At 37.8% G+C, this 19,185-nt stretch carries 19 protein-coding genes; 2 read left to right on the top strand and 17 right to left on the bottom strand.

From position 1 onward, the window contains the following. Positions 1–22 precede the first annotated feature (22 nt). The 5 genes from SB028_RS02140 to SB028_RS02120 all read right to left on the bottom strand — a co-directional run bounded on the left by SB028_RS02140 (position 23) and on the right by SB028_RS02120 (position 5,487). A complete protein-coding gene (locus SB028_RS02140; protein WP_069368066.1) occupies positions 23–1,369 on the bottom strand; it encodes an NCS2 family permease in 1,347 nt (448 codons plus the stop codon). Positions 1,370–1,817: 448 nt separating this feature from the next. Beyond that, positions 1,818–2,327: a DUF6392 family protein gene (locus SB028_RS02135; protein WP_069368067.1), complete on the bottom strand. Its 510-nt coding sequence runs from the start codon at positions 2,325–2,327 to the stop codon at positions 1,818–1,820. 226 nt (positions 2,328–2,553) lie between these two features. Next, a complete protein-coding gene (locus SB028_RS02130; protein ID WP_069368068.1) occupies positions 2,554–2,916 on the bottom strand; it encodes a hypothetical protein in 363 nt (120 codons plus the stop codon). 436 nt (positions 2,917–3,352) lie between these two features. After that, a complete protein-coding gene (locus SB028_RS02125) occupies positions 3,353–4,540 on the bottom strand; it encodes an MFS transporter (RefSeq protein ID WP_069368069.1) in 1,188 nt (395 codons plus the stop codon). 200 nt (positions 4,541–4,740) lie between these two features. Then, positions 4,741–5,487: a sulfite exporter TauE/SafE family protein gene (locus SB028_RS02120; protein WP_069368070.1), complete on the bottom strand. Its 747-nt coding sequence runs from the start codon at positions 5,485–5,487 to the stop codon at positions 4,741–4,743. A gap of 184 nt (positions 5,488–5,671) precedes the next feature. Between SB028_RS02120 and SB028_RS02115 the strand changes: the two genes are divergently transcribed. Beyond that, positions 5,672–6,250, top strand: a complete 579-nt coding sequence (locus SB028_RS02115) for a helix-turn-helix domain-containing protein (RefSeq protein WP_069368071.1) — start codon at positions 5,672–5,674, stop codon at positions 6,248–6,250. Positions 6,251–6,461: 211 nt separating this feature from the next. Further along, positions 6,462–7,358, top strand: a complete 897-nt coding sequence (locus tag SB028_RS02110; protein WP_069368072.1) for a cation diffusion facilitator family transporter — start codon at positions 6,462–6,464, stop codon at positions 7,356–7,358. Positions 7,359–7,428: 70 nt separating this feature from the next. Here SB028_RS02110 and ilvN read toward each other — a convergent pair whose 3' ends face one another. From ilvN to rbsK, 12 genes are all read right to left on the bottom strand, one after another. Next, positions 7,429–7,713, bottom strand: a complete 285-nt coding sequence (ilvN, locus tag SB028_RS02105) for an acetolactate synthase small subunit (RefSeq protein WP_069368073.1) — start codon at positions 7,711–7,713, stop codon at positions 7,429–7,431. A 3-nt stretch (positions 7,714–7,716) separates the two neighbouring features. Then, entirely contained in the window at positions 7,717–9,414 is a 1,698-nt protein-coding gene (gene ilvB, locus SB028_RS02100) for an acetolactate synthase large subunit (RefSeq protein WP_069368074.1), read from the bottom strand. A 108-nt stretch (positions 9,415–9,522) separates the two neighbouring features. Further along, entirely contained in the window at positions 9,523–9,621 is a 99-nt protein-coding gene (gene ivbL / locus SB028_RS02095) for an ilvB operon leader peptide IvbL (protein ID WP_071788573.1), read from the bottom strand. Positions 9,622–9,862: 241 nt separating this feature from the next. Continuing rightward, entirely contained in the window at positions 9,863–11,374 is a 1,512-nt protein-coding gene (locus SB028_RS02090) for a YfcC family protein (RefSeq protein ID WP_069368075.1), read from the bottom strand. A 101-nt stretch (positions 11,375–11,475) separates the two neighbouring features. Beyond that, entirely contained in the window at positions 11,476–12,423 is a 948-nt protein-coding gene (gene arcC / locus SB028_RS02085; RefSeq protein WP_069368076.1) for a carbamate kinase, read from the bottom strand. Positions 12,424–12,438: 15 nt separating this feature from the next. Beyond that, positions 12,439–13,431 (bottom strand): ornithine carbamoyltransferase, encoded by a 993-nt coding sequence (gene argF / locus SB028_RS02080; protein WP_069368077.1) that lies wholly within the window; start codon positions 13,429–13,431, stop codon positions 12,439–12,441. Positions 13,432–13,568: 137 nt separating this feature from the next. Next, complete coding sequence (gene speFL / locus SB028_RS02075) at positions 13,569–13,670, bottom strand: leader peptide SpeFL (protein WP_109372621.1); 102 nt, start codon at positions 13,668–13,670, stop codon at positions 13,569–13,571. A 300-nt stretch (positions 13,671–13,970) separates the two neighbouring features. Further along, complete coding sequence (locus SB028_RS02070; RefSeq protein ID WP_069368078.1) at positions 13,971–14,759, bottom strand: sulfite exporter TauE/SafE family protein; 789 nt, start codon at positions 14,757–14,759, stop codon at positions 13,971–13,973. Then, positions 14,759–15,610: a MurR/RpiR family transcriptional regulator gene (locus SB028_RS02065; RefSeq protein ID WP_248619808.1), complete on the bottom strand. Its 852-nt coding sequence runs from the start codon at positions 15,608–15,610 to the stop codon at positions 14,759–14,761. Before SB028_RS02065 ends, SB028_RS02070 begins: the two co-directional genes overlap by 1 nt. Before the next feature lie 24 nt (positions 15,611–15,634). Then, positions 15,635–16,999 (bottom strand): PTS transporter subunit EIIC, encoded by a 1,365-nt coding sequence (locus tag SB028_RS02060; protein WP_069368080.1) that lies wholly within the window; start codon positions 16,997–16,999, stop codon positions 15,635–15,637. A 39-nt stretch (positions 17,000–17,038) separates the two neighbouring features. Then, on the bottom strand, positions 17,039–17,953 hold the full coding sequence (gene murQ / locus SB028_RS02055; RefSeq protein WP_318859758.1) for an N-acetylmuramic acid 6-phosphate etherase: 915 nt from the start codon (positions 17,951–17,953) through the stop codon (positions 17,039–17,041). Positions 17,954–18,188: 235 nt separating this feature from the next. Further along, the gene (gene rbsK, locus SB028_RS02050; protein WP_069368082.1) at positions 18,189–19,109 is read right to left on the bottom strand and encodes a ribokinase; all 921 of its coding nucleotides are present in this window, start codon (positions 19,107–19,109) and stop codon (positions 18,189–18,191) included. Positions 19,110–19,185 lie beyond the last annotated feature (76 nt).

Below are 19,185 nucleotides of genomic sequence, written 5' to 3'. Positions count from 1 at the left end.
TGTTTAAAACCGATTATTTAAATTAAATTGCCCACTCACCCGCATAAAATGCCACTAGCGCAAGTGTAATTAATACTGTACCCATATTGAGTTTACGCCATTCACCAGCAAAGACACGGCCAATGACCAAACAGCCGAAACCTAGCATAATCCCAGTGACGATATTACACGTTAAAACAATAAATACAGCACACACCATACCTGACATAGCATCCACAAAATCACTAAAATCTAACTTAGTGACATTACCTAGCATCAATAAACCCACATACATTAACGCGGGTGCTGTTGCATAAGCTGGAACTAAATAAGAGAGAGGCGATAAGAACAAGATCAGTAAAAATAAAATACCAACCACTGTTGCGGTTAATCCTGTTTTACCACCAGCGGCTGTTCCTGCGGCTGATTCAACATAAACCGCAGCAGGTGCAGCACCTATAACACCCGCAAAAATACTACTGACAGAGTCAGACGTCAGCGCTTTTCCGCCATTAATAATTTGCCCGCGTTTATCTAATAAGTTTGCTTGACCCGCAACAGCACGGATAGTCCCTGTGGCATCAAAAATAGCCGTCATCACTAACGCAAGAACACTTGGTAACACTAAAGGTTGTAAGGCACCTTTAATATCCATTGCAAGCAGTAAAGAAAGCCCATCTTCACCTAATTGAGGCATTTTAAAGATGCCTTGATATTTCACATTAGGATCAAAAATAAGACCAATAATTGAAATAGCGACAATGACTAATAGCACACCACCCGGTACTTTACGCTTTTCTAATCCGAAAATAGCCGCTAATCCAGCAAGTGACATCAGAACAGAGAATGATGTAAATTTCCCCATTGCAACAGGTAAACCATCAAATGGGTTTTTAATCACTAATCCAACACTGTTTGCTGCGATTAAAAGTAGAAAAAGCCCTATCCCTATTCCCGCACCATGTGCGATACCAATTGGAATATTTTTTAAGATCCAAGTACGAATGCCCGTTAATGAGAAAACGGTGAATAAACATCCCATTAAAAATACGGCACCTAATGCAACGGGTACAGAGATGTTTTGTCCCAAAACTAAGCTAAAAGCAGTAAATGCGGTTAATGAAATCGCACAACCAATTGCCATAGGAAGATTTGCCCACAATCCCATTAGAAGAGAGCCTAATCCCGCGACTAAACAGGTTGCGATAAAAACCGCGGTATGTGGAAAACCGGCTTGTCCTAACATGCTAGGAACAACAATCACGGAATACACCATCGCCAAAAATGTCGTCAAACCGGCGATCATTTCTTTGCGAACAGTTGTACCGCGAGCTGTAAGTTTAAAATAGCTATCCAGTTTACCGGTGGTTGCTGATTGATTAGCAGACATTACATTCCTCTGACATAAAAACGGTTCACTCTCCAAAAAAACGAAAACGATTACGTATCAATTAAAATGACCTCTTGTTAATAAGAAATCTTAAGAGGGAGTCAAAAGCAAACGTTTGGTTTTTCGTGTGGATTGAGTGAGAGAATTTGACGCAAACGATTATCTGGTGCTTTTAGGGTAAGAATCAAGCGAAAAAATACATTTTTAATAAAAATGTCATAAAAAGATAATGTAAAGTCATAAAAAAAGAAAAAGAGGAAAAGAAGGAAACTGGTGCCACTTTTTTTGTTCGCTAATTTAGCTACGTTAGGTCAAGTTAAGCCTCTTTCAACAATTTTAATTCGATGTTTTAGTCACTCTGGATGAGCAAACCTTAAATCGTTTTGAACGACGTGAGTATGGATAAACGGACAACTTTAACTAACTCGTCCGTTTAACATAAAAGGGATTATTTGAAGTGATTAGGTTTCCAACGTGTTTCTAAATCCTCTAATAATTCAAAGGTAATTTTTTTAGCAAAGCCTTTCATTTCGGGGTGATAGTTAACCAAAATAGAAATTTTTTGGTTTGAGTTGGTCATTTTGTTTAATGTAAATACTTCTGATTTACCTATAAAGTTACCTAAAACTGTTCTTTCAGGAGCCTGCCTAATCGGATTACCAATATGTTTATAGAACCATTGGTCAGTCATGACTTGCTCTAATCCAAAGGGGATCTTATTGGGGAATACCCAGCCATTTTTCATATTTTCAGGGATCAGTGTTAGTGTAATTTGTTCTAACTCTTTTGATGGGTTTTTAAAAGATAAAAAAATAGACTCTTTGGTCATCCTTAGGGTGACTTCATCATCCCCAGAATTCCCTTGTGGTTTGGTTTTATACGGAATGAGTCCATCGTCATAAAGTTCATCATAAGTATCCCCTAATCGCAGCACTAAGGCTTCAATATTTACACTCATTGGTATAATCCTTTCGCTCTATTTAATCGGTGTAATTCTGCTAAAACCTTATCCAACTGTTCATCTGATACGTTATATTCTGCTTTTAAACATCGTCGATCTGCTTCCCAATTTCGCTCAACCGCTTCTTTAAGATCCTGACTGTCATACTCTTTTCGACGTAGCTTAGTATCATCCTCTAATTCTATCTTTAAATCTTTTTCCGATATTTTTGGATTTAACTTTTTTAAATAAAGTCTAACTGCGGCTTGTGACGGAATATGATCAACTTCATAAATTTTCTAATGAAAAGTTGGTCTTTATTCGGATCCCCAGCAGGCTCAGAGTGAAAAAGTAGGCCTAAAACTCCCCATCGAGAGGCAATCGCAACATCTTTAACGGCATTGAGGACACGTTGATAAGGCACGGGGGTAGGTTTAAAGATAGGTTTAGGTAATATGATGGATTTAGGCGACGCATAGGATAGTGAACGCGCTTCCATGAAAAGTTTAGCTGACGCTATGGAAACAGAAACAGGAGTTACCTGACCTCCTGCTGTCGTTTTTCCTTTATCTTCTTCTCTTCGTCTATGAATAAAATATTCCGGCATTCATTAATTCCTAAAACAATAGTATTAAGTGAAATGAAAATATCTTAATTAATTGAATTTATTTCAAATCAAATAATAACTAGGTATATCTATCTACTATTAGCAATTTTAATAAGTTGCCTAGATAAATTATACCTCTCATTCCCAATGTGTGGCGATTAATGGTTTGCAGTATTCGTTATTTTTATCTGAAGATAATGTCATCTTCTACTTCTAACGTTAGATGAGTTAGCACTGTTTTAGCAAATAATTTTCCGTTTTATATAAGCATTTCTAGATTATTCTTAATAAGTTTTAAATTAAGTATAATAACGGGATATAATTATAATCATTTATAAAAAAAACAATAAGGTAAGATCTTAATATTTAGAAATCGAGAACAGAGACGCTTCTCTATCGCATTCCTATCACCCTAAATGAAATACGATAGAAAATACTAAGATGAGTGACTATTGAGTGTTTCAATACCTAGATTCCAACGTTCCATCGTTGAAACTAAAAATAACCCCGTCATAGCAACCAATAAGAATGGTAGTGAAGATGAAGAAATTTCTGACATCGCACCAGCCAGCAAAGGCCCTGCTAAATTACCGATCCCCCATAACATCGCAGCTGACGCATTAGCGACCATAAGATCATTACCTGAAAAATATTGCCCTATTTGTACCAACGCAATGGTATATATCGCCCCCGCTGTTGCACCCAGTAGCAGTAATAAAGGCCAAATCAAAAATGTATGAGACATTGTGATAGGTAATAATAAGCTGGCAAGTAAAGTCACTACCCCACAAATTCGATATAGCCGTGTTCTGTTCATATGATCAGCAAGCCAGCCAAATGGCATTTGCATAATAGCGTCACCTGCTAAAATAGCACTTATCATCATTGCAGCAATCGCTTCAGTGTGTCCCATGCTTAGACCATAAATAGGAAACATAGAAAGTACGGTGCCATCAAAAAAAGCAAAGAAAATAATGCCACCACAGATCGCAGGAGCAACTTTGACAAAACGAATAATAGAAAAATTAGGCTCTTGCGTATCTTTCGGCAATTTATCTCCTGTTTTCTGATCCATCATTAAAAACAGAACAATAGAGATAATATGAATAAAAACACTCATTAAAATAGGTGTCTTATCTGCGACGCCATAAAGCGCAATTATCGAAGGACCTAATAACTGGCTGATCGTAAATACCGTGGTATATACCGCTAAAATCCGCCCACGTTTATTATCGGGCGAAAGTTCATTAATCCACGTTTCACCTAAACAAATCATCACACCACTGGCAATACCCGTGATTAATCGTAACGGAAATAGCAACTCTAGAGGTAGGCTTCCCATTAAGGGTAATAAGCTGATTGCTGAAACAAGGGTTGCTAATAGCATGGCAAAGCGTTTACCAATCCATTGCACAATACGTCGAGCAAAAGGTGAAATAATTAACATCCCAATAGCGGGTGCGGCAGAAATAAGTCCAATGATAGATTCACTAATACCCGCTAAATTAAGGCGTAGTGCAACCATAGGAATAGTTAATCCGATAACAATCCCGATAACGCCAATACTTACCGTGATAGTTGTTATCGCAAAAACTTCAGATTGACGATAATTTTGATATGACATGTTATTTTGTTTCTGCGAATAACAGAAACCTCTGTAATAAAAGGAAGGTGGTTAAATAAAATATTGTTGTATTATAGGAGATAAGAAATAGATAAACATGCTTAAAAAGTAACGTTAATCAGAGAAAGATCTCCGTTTGGCTCACAAAGATCTTTACCTTTCATAATATTCTCACTTCATCAGCCGTTGTCCTACAACGCTTAAGAAAAATAACGATAGATAAGCACAGCACCTGATGCCAATACAATGGTATAAATCACACTCATAAATCGCGCTTTTGACATCCGTAATGTCAAATTTCGCCCTAACCATACACCAGCAAGCATAGCAGGCAAGAAAATAACAGCTAACTGAAGAATATCCCATTGCCAATAAATACCGGCAAATAAGAAAATCACCACTCGTGTTAGTGTGCTAAAACCAATCAATGTGGTTTGTGTAATGCGAAATTTGTTTTTATCTGCAATTCGACCTGATAAATAGATCGCATATAAAAAGCCCCCACTGCCAAACAACGCACTAAACACACCACCAATTAACCCAAAAGGATAAACCAAGCGTTGGGAAAATTGATTTTCTTGTTTTTTCCAAAACAGGGCGTAAATTGCATAGCAAGTGGCAAAGATACCTAAAAGAAGAGAAAGTAAATCTGGTCGTGTCGTTAATAAAATCGTTGCGCCAACAAGACTACCAATAATAATCAGCGGAATAAGATAGCGTATCTCTTTAAAATCAGCTTGTTTTCCATCTCTTAAGACATTCACTATGGCAGCACTTAAATCAATTAATGCCAATAAAGGCACTATCATTGAAAGAGGCAAATAAAGTGCTAATACAGGACCCGCAATTAACGCAGAGCCAAATCCCGCCATACCGAAAATGACATAAGCAAAAAATAAGGTAAGTAGGCAAATAAAAAGATCAGACCAACTGAGCAAGTCCAGCATAATAATCCTTGAATAATTATCATTTAATGAAGGATATTAGCGTAATTATTAAAAATCGAATAGTGATCGTAAGACTATTCACAAAATACAGCAGAAACAGGATCTCATTTTTCCGAATACGGTTAATTAGTGCTATTATCTAGTCGAAATGACACTTTTAAACTAACGATATTTTGAATTGGCAATGAACCCACAACCTCCTAAAAAAACGAATGAATACCTTGGTAATAAAGTCAAACAATTAAGGCAATCTCGAAACTTGTCACTCAATGAGTTATCAAGAAAATCGGGAATATCCAAGGCTGCATTGTCAAAATTAGAATCCGGTGATTCTAATCCCAGAATCGATACCTTAGAGGCTATTGCGATAGCACTTGGCTTTCCTTTGGGAGATTTATTTAGTTTTACGCGTGAAGAGTACCCTCGTTTAGAACGACATAAACCTATCGTTGGTGATTATGCTCAGGAATTTAAATTTCGTATTGGCATCGGCAATATTACTGAAATTTGGCATATCGAAATGAAGCATGGTGCCATTATTAACAGTCCCGCTCACGCAGATGGAACGCAAGAACATATCATGGTTTATTCTGGTAAATTAATGATGCGTTTTGATAACGACGAAACGGTTTTATTAGAAACGGGTGATTTTTACGCTTTTCATGGTAATGCGCCCCACTCTTATATTTGTGTGGAAGGGCATTTACGAGCCTCTGTGATCATGTCTAGCCCAAATCAACAGCATTACCATCATCGCCCTTAATCAATTTACCGCCCTAGCTTTATCACTCGCACGATAATTAGTAAATCATTTAACTGGTTTTAATTATCGTGTGAACTTAATTATCAATACCCTTCATTTAATGTCTTCATATTCGCTTTAAGTTGTCTAGAAATCCTCTCTTTATCTAATTTATTTTTCTTTATTTTCAGCTATGTTTTTATTAATGCTATTCGGATAATAAGGAACTTCAATGAGTGGAAATCATGAACATGCGGACGTAAAAACACTACCTGAATCGCGATTATTAATTGCATTCGGCTTAACATCATCATTTATGTTAGTCGAATTTATTGGTGGTTATTTAACGGGTAGCTTGGCATTAATTTCCGATGCCATGCATATGATGACGGATGCTTTCGCGCTTTTACTTGCACTGATCGCTATTCATGCAGGTAGAAAAGCCGCTGATGTTTTTAGAACTTATGGTTATGCACGCTTTGAAATATTAGCGGCAACCATGAATGCACTTATTTTAATGGCAGTCGCTTTCTATATTTTATATGAAGCCTATAAACGCTTATCTTCTCCTCCAGATATTCAATCTGTTGGTATGCTTATCATCGCGTTAATAGGTCTTGTGGTTAATTGGATTTCAATGAAATTACTCACCAGCACAAAGGATGAAAGCCTTAATGTAAAAGGAGCTTACTTAGAAGTTTGGGCTGATATGCTGGGCTCAATTGGCGTAATTATTGGTGCGATCATTATTTGGTTTACAGGTTGGGAGCTTGTTGACTCTATTATTGCCGTGTTAATCGGTTTTATGGTTTTCCCACGAACTTGGGTATTACTTAAAGAATGTCTGAATATTTTACTTGAAGGCGTGCCTCGCGGTATCGATCTTATTCAGGTTACTGAAACAATTAATAATAACCCTGATGTTGTAGGCTCTCATGATTTGCATTTATGGGCACTCACACAAAGTAAACTTATTTTAAGTGGGCACATCGTTTATCAACCTAATGCCAATCATGAAGAACTTAGAATTCACCTTGAGCAACAACTTCGTGAGCAATTCCATATCAACCATATTACGTTACAGATGGAATGTGAGGACAGACAACATCTTGAAGAAAATCACCGCTAAAACAGAATAAATTTATACACTCATAAAATTCTGGCTCTCTCTTAATGATTAAAGAGAGAGCCAATCTGTATTAATTTAAATAACTTTCCATTTGTTCAAAAACACGTAAATCATCGCTGAATCGCACTTCTTTTACGTCTTCAAGCTTTTCTACCTGGCTCACCATCTGCATTAGGCGATCATCTTTTTGCACTAATAGCCAGATACGGCTTTTATCGCTATTTTTCATCGGTAAACATAAAATACCATCGACGTTAAATGCACGGCGAGCAAAGAGTCCACAAATATGGGTCATAACACCGGGATGGTTGCGAACAATCAATTCCAGCGCGATAGGTTGTGATTGTTGTGACATAAATTAAGCTCCTATCATCTCAATATTTGCCGCCCCTGGCGGTACCATTGGAAATACTTTTTCATGAATATCAATCATTACATGAATTAAACACGGACCTGGTTTTTCAATTGCTGCTTTTAATGCACTCGCAGGATCCGCTTCCTGATTTAAGTCACAGGTATCTAAACCAAAACCTTGTGCGATACGAATAAAATCTGTTTGATAAGGGTAAGCTGCAGCATAAATACGCTCTTCAAAAAACAGCGTTTGTTGCTGGTGAACCAATCCCAATGCCTGATTATTTATCAAAATAATTTTGATATCTAATTGATGCTCAGCCGCCGTAGCAAGTTCTTGAATATTCATCATAATGCTACCATCCCCAGAGAAGCAGAGGATTTTCTTACTGGGCTCAGCTAATGCAGCACCAATCGCAGCGGGTAAACCAAAGCCCATCGTACCTAAACCGCCTGATGTTAACCACTGTCGAGGTCGATTTAACGGGTATGCTTGTGCGACCCACATCTGATGTTGTCCTACGTCTGTTGTAATAATCGCTTCATCATCAACACAGTTTGCCGCCGCTAATACAATGCCATAACCACTTAGGATATTTTCAGCATTTTTCATCTCTAACGGGTACTCTTGTTTCAGTGTCGTAACACGTTCTATCCATTCATTACGTTTGTTTGTATTAATCAATGGCAATAACAGTGATAACACTGATTTCGCATCAGCGTGGATCGCGATATCTGGGCGTTTGATCTTACTAATTTCAGCGCGATCAATATCAACATGAATAATTTTGGCATTAGGGCAAAATTTCTCCGCTTTGCCGATGGCACGATCGTCAAATCGAGCCCCTAATACAATCAAGAGATCCGCTTCTTCTAAAATAAAGTTGGTACTACGAGTCGCATGCATACCCAACATCCCTAAGTACAATGGATGCGAAGGTGGCATTAATCCTAAACCCATTAAAGTCATTGTTGTGGGTAGATTATTTTTCTCTGCTAATTCAATTGCTTCCTTACAGGCTTCAGAGCTAATGATCCCCCCACCTAAATATAAAACAGGTGTTTTAGCCTGATTAATCATTTGCGCCGCTTGTATCACTAAATCCGTATTAAATGCGGGAACGGGATCTTTTTGTGGAATAGGCGGTAACGCTTCTAATGTAATTGTGGCTTGCTGAATATCTTTTGGTACGTCAACCCAAACAGGCCCCGGTCTTCCTGACATCGCTAAACGGAATGCATCACAAATAATTTCAGGTAACTCAGCAATATCACGAACTAAATAGTTATGTTTTGTAATTGGAATAGACATGCCATAGGTATCAACTTCTTGGAAAGCATCCGTTCCAATCATCGCTGAAGATACCTGACCTGTAATACAAACTAAAGGAATTGAATCAAGCTTAGCATCAGCAATGGCTGTTACTAAGTTTGTTGCACCAGGCCCACTCGAAGCGATACAAACCGCAGGTTTACCATTAGCACGAGCAATACCTTGTGCAATAAAACCCGCACCTTGTTCATGGCGAGTTAAGATATGTCGAATAGATTGGCTTTGGCTTAAAGCATCATATAACGGAAGCGCTGCACCACCAGGGATCCCTGCAACTGTCGTGATGCCTTGCCGTTCCAATAAATAAACGATTAATTGCGCACCAGTAAACGTTCTACTTGTTGTGGCGTTTTCTTGTTGATCACCCATTTTTATCTGTCCTTTGTGCTAAGCCGGACTTGATGGGCAGGTAGAAAAGAAAAACCCCGCCCGGTTAATGCGCCGGCGGGGTTTCGAAACTGTGTTGATTCGGACCCGTTACGGCGCTTTGCCGACGACCACCACCACACGCACGACAACCACAGCCGCGATGTGCGCTGTTAGTCGTAGGCTTTGTAGTAGAGTAGTGATGATCATGGGTTACCTATCAATTAATTTAATGATGTGTTTACGTGTTATCTGTATTTAAAAAAACATAACTTCTACAAATTAACAACCTTTTTTTTCGGTTTATTTTTTATCACCACTAAAAACGAGAGCTAGATCACTTCTCATGAAAATCAAAAAATATCCCCGATCGCAGCATAAAAATCTAGATTAATTTTAAATTACAGAATAACCAAAACTCGTATTTCAACATAAACACATCAACTCAATTTTATAAAAAAGCCACTTGAACCAATAATAGTGTTGCCGAAAGTACAAACATAAATATCACCATCGGCATAATAAATTTAAGCCATTTGTTATAAGCGATATCTAACATTTGTAATGTCGCTAACACCAGTCCAGTAGGCGCTAAGAACAACATGATATATTGCCCCCAGTTATATGCTGATACCACCATATAACGAGGAACACCGACCGCATCAGCTAATGGCGCCATAATTGGCATTGCTAACACAGCAAGGCCTGAAGAGGAAGGCACAATGAAACCTAAACAAATAAAGACAACGAGTTGTGCTAATAAGAATAGGCTTGGTGGCATTCCTGCTACCATATGAGACATAAATTCAAGGATAGTGTCAGCAATTTTGCCTTGTTCCATCACAAGGTTGACACCTCGTGCTAAACCAATAATTAGTGAAACACCAACTAATTCAGATGCCCCGTGAATAAATCCGTCAATGGCTGTTTTTTCTTTTAATCCTGAGAGGAAAATGATAATGATTGCGATACCAAGGAAAAGAGCGGCCATTTGTGGAAACCACCAGCCCATGTCCATAACACCCCAAACCATAATAGGAAAAGCAGCAACAAATAAGCAGAGGATCACTTTACGACGCCACGAAAATTCCAATATTTCATTAGGATCGTAATCATTTAAAAAGCGCTGTTTAAAACTTTCCGCATTTTCATAGTTGTAAGAGAAAGTTGGATCTTTTTTGATCTTCTTGCAATACCAATATAAATAAACCAAAACACCTATCGTACCAATCACCAACCCAATAGTACGAAAACCAATCCCTTCAATAAAACTGATCCCCGAAGCATTTGATGCAATAACAACTGAAAAAGGGTTTACCGTTGAAAACCCAGCCCCCATTGAAGAGGCAAGGAAAATAGCACCGACACACACAATAGCGTCATAACCCAAAATTAAGAATATAGGCACTAATATGGGATAGAAGGCAACGGCTTCTTCTTCAATCCCGCAGCTTGTCCCGCCAATGGATAATATAATCGTAACACCAAATACCACTAAAAATTCTTTACCTTTTGTTCGATTCGCTAGCGCTGTTAAACCCGCATTGAATGCACCTGTTTTATTAACAACACCAATAAGTCCTCCCAAAACAAGAATAAAAACAATAACGTCAGCCCCTTCTATCGTTCCTTTCACCATACTCTCGGTTATATCCATTATCCCTTTAGGTTGCTGTGCTACTCGTTCATATGTTCCGGGTATCGCTATCGGTTTTTTAATTGTCCCATCGGTAAATTTATTAATCTCAATAGAGACATTTAAATCATTTAATGTCGCTTGAGTTGCAGGTAACACGTCATGAGAACCATCTATTTTCGCAACCACTAATGATGGATCCGCGGAGTTATAACTTAATCGTTGATATTCTCCTGCTGGAATAATCCACGTTAAGCCAACCACAATTACTGTAATTGCAAATAAAATAGTAAATGCGGTCGGAAACGCAAACTTTTTAAGTTTCATAAGCGTCCTCGACTTAAATAAGAGGTTACTCTGCCAGTAAAAATAATATTTATCTGGCAGAGTCTATTATTAGAATTAAATTTAGAATAATAAATATGATATTAATCAGAAATAATTGTTGTACCTGTTTTTCCTTCTAAAGCAGATAATGCATTCTCTAAAGAAGTAATAACAGCTTGTACACCTTTATCACTCTCTTTTAGAAAATTAAGGCAAGCTTCAACTTTAGGTAACATACTTCCTTTAGCAAATTGCCCTTGAGAAATATATTCCTGAGCTTGAGAAAGCGTTAAGTTATCTAAATTCATTTGCTCTGGCTTATTAAAATTAATAGCAACTTTATCAACCGCTGTTAATATTAATAAAATATCTGCTTTTAATTCTACGGCTAATTTTGAGCTAGAGTTGTCTTTATCAATAACGGCATCAATACCTTCTAATACATCCCCTTTTCGAATAACGGGAATACCACCGCCACCAACAGTAATAACCACAATATTACGTTCAACTAACTGTTTAATAATCGGTGATTCTACAATTTCTAACGGTTGAGGTGATGGGATCACTCGGCGATATCCACGCCCTGCATCTTCCATAAACTGAAAACCGTGCTCTTTTTGAATAGCCTCCGCTTGCTGTTGGGTATAAAAAGCGCCAATCGGTTTTGTCGGTGATAAAAAAGCAGGATCGTTTTTATCAACAACCACTTGGGTCACAATGGTTGCACAACCATGATTTTTATTCAGATTTCTCGCCCATAACTCGTCATTAATAGCTTGTTGTAGATGATAGCCAATATAACCTTGGCTCATGGCACCACATTCAGCAAAAGGCATATAAGGCGTGCCGATGTTCTGTTGAGATGCATAATCCATAGCTAAATTGATCATCCCAACTTGTGGACCATTTCCATGACCAATAATGACTTGATAACCTTTCTCAACCAGATCCACAATAGGCTTTGCGGTTTTTCGTACTATCTGCTTCTGCTCTAGTGGCGTACTGCCCAGTGCATTTCCCCCTAAAGCAATAAATACCTTCTTTGGCATTGTTAACTCCTTGCTTTAGCTTAAAGTCGCAAACATAACAGCTTTAATGGTGTGCATACGATTTTCAGCCTGATCGAAAACTTTTGATTGGCGAGACTCGAAAACACCGTCTGCCACTTCCATTTCACTCAAGCCAAATTTTTGATAAATATCTTCACCAATCGTGGTTAAGCGGTCATGGAATGAAGGTAAACAGTGTAAGAAAATAGCGTGAGGATTTGCCATTTTCATCATAGATTCATTGACTTGATAAGCTTTTAGTAAACGAATGCGTTCATCCCAAACACTATCAGGCTCACCCATTGAAACCCAAATATCGGTATAGAGAACATCAGCGTCCTTTGCCCCTTTCTCAATATCTTCTGTTAATGTGATAGAACCTTCGTTTTCAGCCGCGATGATACGACACGCCTTTACAAGTTGTTCTTCTGGCATTAAAGAGGCGGGACCACATGCCGTAAAATGTAGGCCTAATTTGGCACAAACGACCATTAAAGAGTTAGCAACGTTATTACGGGCATCACCAAAGAAAGTCAGCTTAAGCCCTTTTAAATGACCAAAATTTTCTTCAACGGTAAGCATATCCGCCAACATCTGAGTGGGATGAAATTTATCGGTAAGACCATTCCATACTGGTACTCCTGATTTCTCCGCCAATTCTTCAACTAATGACTGATCAAAACCACGATATTCAATACCATCATAGAAACGCCCTAACACGCGCGCAGTATCTTCAATAGACTCTTTTTTCCCCATTTGTGATGAGCCCGGATCAAGATAAGTCACCCCCATCCCTAAATCATAACCCGCAACTTCAAAGGCACAACGTGTGCGTGTTGAGGTTTTTTCAAATAATAAAACGATATTTTTGCCTTCCAAAGAGCGGTGCGGAATACCTGCCATTTTTAATGATTTAAAATGTTTAGACAGCTTTAATAAATATTGAATTTCAGCAGATGAAAAATCGAGTAATTTTAAAAAACTTCTACCTTTAATATTAATAGACATAATAATCCTATCTCCTAATTATTTTGATAATAATAGAGTTGAAAAATAGTTTGTTATTAAAAATAATAGAGAGCCATCCTCAATAACCTAGGTTATTAAGAAACATGCTTTATATTTCTAAAAAATAGAAAAAGTGATTATCCGTTAAAAACGGAGAAATGGAAGCATTGACGTTGTTTATACATCATAATGTGGGCAATACGTCTAATATGAGGTGTTTTTCTATTATTATTTTCCATAATACTAGTACCTTCACTTATAGGTATTAAATGAGGGTTACAGTGAAACATATAGAAATTGACATTAATGTGACTATCATCTCAATTATCTATTTACAATAAAAACCATGCATCAGTAAAAATAAATCACCAACAATACATTCCATTAACAAAATATAAAAAATAGACACTTATTTTTATATTAATAATGATATCGATTAAATTAAGAAGGTAATTGAAAAATAGCCAATATAATTTATTTTTATTGAGTTATTATTTAAATAATATTTTTACAATTAACATTCATGATACATTTTAATACTAGAATAATTTAATCAGCATCATTACAGCACTACAAATAATTAAAATCAAAGTGGCATACTGAAACATCCTGTCAGGCATTCTAGTCAACAGCCACTTAGATAGCGGAATAGAGATGAGCGAGCCTAAGAATAACAACAGTGCTAAATGAATGTCTGTATGTCCATCTTGCATATAGGCCAGTGCTGAAGATCCTGATAACAATGTTGTGGTAAATATAGAAGTACCAATGGCTTGCTTAATAGAAAGGTTCGCATAACGTAGCAATAACGGTAATACCACGACACCACCGCCCACCCCCGTCGCCCCTAAAACAACACCTGCTGCAATCGCAGGAAGTAATAGTGCTTTTATATTTAAAGGCGCTAACGCTGTATTTTCAATCACAACGGGAGGTAATGAGAAAAACATTCTCTGTACAAAGAGAAACAAAGAAAAAACAATAGCGCCGACAACAAGCGCATTAATGCCCCATTCGACTTGCTGCTGATACTGCGCTAACGAACCTAAATAGTTAACCAAAACACTGGCTAAAAAAGTACTTGGTAGCATTATTCCTAATACAATCATCGCCCTTTTAAAAGGAATGTTTCCAAGGCGAAAATGCATATAAGAGGAAGTGACTTTCATCAACATCGATAATAAATTGGCAGTAGCCACTGCCATTAACGCATTCATACCAAAGAAATAGGTCAATACAGGTAAAACAATAACACCGCCGCCTACTCCTGTCGTACTTATAATTAAACCAATAGCCGCTCCCACCGCTAATGTGGTGATAAGTAACATTATTGATTTCCTTGCATAACAGCTTCTCGCCCTTTTAATAATGCTTTTTCTGCTGACTCACTCGCTAATGTCATGTATTTAAAAAACAGCACATCAAAAGCCACCATCTGTAAAACTTGTGGTGTAATCACCCCTAACTGAGAATGTTGTTCGTCATAGAAATAAGGCAATATATAATCTGATAATCGAGTGGCTTCATCTTGTCCGAAACGCGTTAATGCGACGGTTAAACAACCTTCATTTTTTGCGGACTTCAACATTCGATTAATATCCGTCGTATTCCCTCTAGCAGTAACAGCAATGGCAATATCATCAACAGATAAATTGGCGGAATAAGCTAATTGAGCATGAAGATCTGGACTAAATAATGTGTTTTTATTTACACGAATTAATTTATGAAAGATATCACTCGCCACAATAGATGATGCGCCAATACCAAACAATACAATGCGTTTTGCTGATACCATTTTTTCAGCTAATACATCAATGGTATTGGGATCTAACAACGCTAATGAATCCAAAATAGCACTAGTAAACAGATGCCCTGTTTTGGAAATAATTAATTCTGTCGAGTCTATTTTCGCGAGATTACCATAGAGAATATCGCCACTGCTTTTTTGTTGTTTTTCTTCTGAAAGGTAATCAATTTTAAATTCTGGATAGCCTCGATATCCCATTTGGCGAGAGAAACGAATAACAGAAGCACTACTGACACCCGCTTTAAGTGCCAGATCAGCCGCATTCATACTGGCAATGTTCTCACTATTCTCTAATAGATAATGAGCAATACGTTGTTCTGTGCCTTTACCCTGTATTAGCAAACTTTCAAGCTTTTTGGTCAGTGTCGACATTCTGTTATCCTTTTTATTTCTGACTTATTTCTCTGGATCCGTAAATCCCATTAGCATGCTGGCAATAAAACCGACAATCCATGCACCTAATACTGCGATCAGGAACTTAATAATTTGCCCATCACCGACTAACGGAATTAATGATAACCCAGCTGTACCAAATGGAATAATGATCCCTACTTGGAAATATGCCATTAATGCACCACCCGCTGCCCCACCAATACATCCCGCAACAAAAGGTTTTCCTAATGGAAGGGACACACCAAATAATAAAGGCTCACCAACACCGAAAATACCCACAGGCAATGCGCCCATTAATGTTTTCTTTAAACGTTGATTTTTAGTACGTAGATAAACCCAAAAACAAGAGCCTACTTGCCCCATCCCGCCCATGGCTAAAATAGGGAACAAATAATTTAAGCCAAATGTATTTAAGATTTCAGTATGAATAGGAATTAATCCTTGATGCAGTCCCGTTAAGAGTAAAAATAAGAAACTTCCCCCTAACGCCGCACCGGTTACAACTGCGCCACTACCTTGATTTAAAAGTGATAATGATACGCCTTGTGCTAATAACTGATTAAGATAATGACCGATCGGTTGGAATATCATAATCGCCACAAGAGAAGAGACTAAAATCGTCACAAATGGCGTTAAGATAAGATCGAGACTCTCTTTAACAATACTACGAAACCATAATTCTAATTTTGACGAAAACACAACCACCATTAATACGGCAAAGATCCCACCACTGTTTGGCTGTAATTTCTCACCAAATAAAGTGATATCAGCAAGTCCAGGCATGGCTAATAATCCCGCCATTACCGCACCAATCGATGTTGACGCGCCCAATTCTTTAGCGGTATTTATCCCAATCATAATAGAGAGATACGCAAATACCGTACTGCCTATTAATTTGAATAATTTAAATAGCTCAGGGAATTGTTCAACTAAACCCGGTGCGACTAAGCGGATAATATTAATTAACCCCATAATCAAACCGCAACCAATTAAAGCAGGAATTGTCGGCACAAAAATAGCGGCTAATGTATTTAGCATACGACGAATGGAGAAGCCTTTTTTCACGGGGGTTGACGTAGGCTCTTCTTCACGACTTGCTGAACTGTTTTGCATACGCTTATTCATGATGGAATACACTTTTGCCGCCGTTCCCATTCCTACAATAACTTGATGCTGTTCGCCATTAAATACAACACCTTTAACACCTTCGACTTGTTTTAAAGCATCTGCATTAAATAACGAACTGTCTTTTAAAATCAGTCGAATACGAGTCATACAATGTGTTAGGGTTGCCACATTTTGAAATCCACCAGCGTGTTTTTCTATTTCTATTGCTAACGTGTCGAGATGTTCTATTTTATTAGCCATATGTGTGCCTGCTAAAGTTTGAAGTGTTTACTCATATTGTTATTCGTTAAATAGGGCAAGTTGCTGTTGTAGCGAACAATAAGGATATTGCTGTGTAATTTGATTCACTTTCTCCACACTCAGATGGAGTTCATACATTAAAATGGCTTTTCTAGGATGGTAATTGACCATTTGTAATAGCGTTCTGGCTTTTTCATGTGAAACGCCACACACTTCGCTGACAATTCCTTCAGCACGACGTTGCAATTTCTCATTACTTGCAATGACATCGACCATCAGGTTTTTATGCACTTTTCCTAGTTTAGTCATGACACTCGTGCTTAACATACCCAAAATCATTTTTTGAGCCGTACCGCTTTTCATTCTTGTGGAGCCTGTTAACACCTCTGCCCCCACATCTGGCGCAATAGATAAGTCAGCAATTTCACTCATCATACTTTTGCCACGTGTAGTAATAGATACTGTCAATGCTTTTAACTTTTTGCCATATTGCAAAGCGGCAACAGTGAAAGGCGTACGACCGCTTGCCGCAATGCCAATAACCACATCGTTATCACTAACGTCACGACGTTGAAGCTCTTCAATTGCCGCGTCTTGGCTATCTTCAATATTTTCAACCGCTTTTAGCATTGCATCATGACCGCCTGCAATAATCGCCTGCACTAATGTAGGAGAGACACCAAAAGTAGGAGGGCATTCGGCACTATCGAGTACCGCTAATCGCCCACTTGTTCCGGCACCAACATAAAAAATACGTCCCCCTTTTTGCAAACGCTCAGTAATTTTTTCTACCGCTTTAGCAATAGCAGGTAATTCTTTTTTCACTGCATTGGCAACCGTCATATCTGCACTATTGATGAACGTAACCAACTCTAAAGCGCTTGATTCAGAAAACTGTGTCGTTTCTTGATTGCTTTCATTCTTAAGACATTCGCTTAATGCATCTTCTTTCATCACAACAACCTTATGAAACTAAATTTCAATTAAAAATACATCCAGTGAAATTACATTTCAATTGTATTTGTCACTACTTTGTGAAATCAATCACATTAAGTTAAGCCTTTTTTCTTTGTCAGACATTCAATAGTGATTATAAAAATAGAGTAATCTATTGATTTAAAATGAATTCCACTGGTCACCTAAATAAGATAACAAGTGGAATATAAAGAGAGGATAGTGCAGAAGTGTACTACTTCGCTTGCGCTAAAAACTGCCCAAACTCTTCAATACTAGGGTAAGAAGATTGTGTGCCTTTTCCGGCAACACTTAAACCAGAAAACATCACGGCTTTATTTAACGCCTCTTCAATATTATTGGTATGAACATAATAATGGGAGAAACAACCAATAAAGGCATCGCCTGCACCACTGGTATCTATGGCATCAACGTCGATGGCAGGAATGTATTTTTCAATCTCACCATTCATCCATAATGCCCCTTTTTCACCTAATGTAACGATGACATTCTTAAAGCCTTTTTGTAATAAAGAACATGCGGCTTCGCGAATTTCATCCATTGTAGTGATTGGCATCCCCGTCAAAATTTCAAGTTCTGTTTCATTCGGAACAAAAAAGTCACAACGAGCCGCAATCTTAAGATCTAATGCTTTTGACGCTGGTGCTGGATTAAATAACACAGGAATATGGTGTTTGTTACCGAACGCAATAGCGTGATAGACCGTTTCAAGCGGGATCTCTAATTGCAGGACGATTATTTTGCATTTTTTTAGACTATCTGCTGCTCTATCAATATCTTCGGGTGACAAATGCTGATTCGCACCTTTAACAATTAAAATGCTATTTGATGATTGAGAAGTCACAAAAATAGGTGCAACGCCACTTGTTGTACCGGGTACTTTTTCAACATAGCGTGTATTAATGCCATAAGATCCTAAATTCATGATGGTGTTATCCGCGAAAATATCATCGCCAACCTTTGTTAACATCATCACTTTTGAATTTAATTTAGCAGCAGCAACCGCTTGATTCGCTCCTTTACCGCCACAACCCATTTTAAATGCTGGCGCCTCAAGGGTTTCCCCCTCTTTTGGCATCCTATCTATATAGGTGATCAAATCCACCATATTTGAACCAATCACTGCGATATCCATAGCGCCTCTTACTCTTATGTAAAATTTATAAATGTTAAAATAGTGACATTATGATAGATGTATAACAATATCATGT

It is taken from the genome of Proteus vulgaris (genome assembly GCF_033708015.1).
In the GTDB taxonomy this organism is placed as follows: Bacteria; Pseudomonadota; Gammaproteobacteria; order Enterobacterales; family Enterobacteriaceae; genus Proteus.
The sequence above is the reverse complement of the archived record's forward strand: the minus strand, read 5'-3'. Positions and strand labels throughout refer to the sequence as shown.

What these genes read in the sequence shown, in the direction of transcription:
- SB028_RS02060 (WP_069368080.1), bottom strand. Translation starts at nt 16,999, where the DNA reads ATGGCTAATAAAATAGAACATCTCGACACGTTAGCAATAGAAATAGAA.
- SB028_RS02065 (WP_248619808.1), bottom strand. Translation starts at nt 15,610, where the DNA reads ATGTCGACACTGACCAAAAAGCTTGAAAGTTTGCTAATACAGGGTAAA.
- ilvN (WP_069368073.1), bottom strand. Translation starts at nt 7,713, where the DNA reads ATGTCACAACAATCACAACCTATCGCGCTGGAATTGATTGTTCGCAAC.
- SB028_RS02070 (WP_069368078.1), bottom strand. Translation starts at nt 14,759, where the DNA reads ATGTTACTTATCACCACATTAGCGGTGGGAGCGGCTATTGGTTTAATT.
- ilvB (WP_069368074.1), bottom strand. Translation starts at nt 9,414, where the DNA reads ATGGGTGATCAACAAGAAAACGCCACAACAAGTAGAACGTTTACTGGT.
- SB028_RS02130 (WP_069368068.1), bottom strand. Translation starts at nt 2,916, where the DNA reads ATGCCGGAATATTTTATTCATAGACGAAGAGAAGAAGATAAAGGAAAA.
- ivbL (WP_071788573.1), bottom strand. Translation starts at nt 9,621, where the DNA reads ATGATCATCACTACTCTACTACAAAGCCTACGACTAACAGCGCACATC.
- SB028_RS02090 (WP_069368075.1), bottom strand. Translation starts at nt 11,374, where the DNA reads ATGAAACTTAAAAAGTTTGCGTTTCCGACCGCATTTACTATTTTATTT.
- SB028_RS02120 (WP_069368070.1), bottom strand. Translation starts at nt 5,487, where the DNA reads ATGCTGGACTTGCTCAGTTGGTCTGATCTTTTTATTTGCCTACTTACC.
- SB028_RS02115 (WP_069368071.1), top strand. Translation starts at nt 5,672, where the DNA reads ATGAACCCACAACCTCCTAAAAAAACGAATGAATACCTTGGTAATAAA.
- murQ (WP_318859758.1), bottom strand. Translation starts at nt 17,953, where the DNA reads ATGAAAGAAGATGCATTAAGCGAATGTCTTAAGAATGAAAGCAATCAA.
- rbsK (WP_069368082.1), bottom strand. Translation starts at nt 19,109, where the DNA reads ATGGATATCGCAGTGATTGGTTCAAATATGGTGGATTTGATCACCTAT.
- SB028_RS02140 (WP_069368066.1), bottom strand. Translation starts at nt 1,369, where the DNA reads ATGTCTGCTAATCAATCAGCAACCACCGGTAAACTGGATAGCTATTTT.
- SB028_RS02135 (WP_069368067.1), bottom strand. Translation starts at nt 2,327, where the DNA reads ATGAGTGTAAATATTGAAGCCTTAGTGCTGCGATTAGGGGATACTTAT.
- SB028_RS02125 (WP_069368069.1), bottom strand. Translation starts at nt 4,540, where the DNA reads ATGTCATATCAAAATTATCGTCAATCTGAAGTTTTTGCGATAACAACT.
- SB028_RS02110 (WP_069368072.1), top strand. Translation starts at nt 6,462, where the DNA reads ATGAGTGGAAATCATGAACATGCGGACGTAAAAACACTACCTGAATCG.
- arcC (WP_069368076.1), bottom strand. Translation starts at nt 12,423, where the DNA reads ATGCCAAAGAAGGTATTTATTGCTTTAGGGGGAAATGCACTGGGCAGT.
- speFL (WP_109372621.1), bottom strand. Translation starts at nt 13,670, where the DNA reads ATGGAAAATAATAATAGAAAAACACCTCATATTAGACGTATTGCCCAC.
- argF (WP_069368077.1), bottom strand. Translation starts at nt 13,431, where the DNA reads ATGTCTATTAATATTAAAGGTAGAAGTTTTTTAAAATTACTCGATTTT.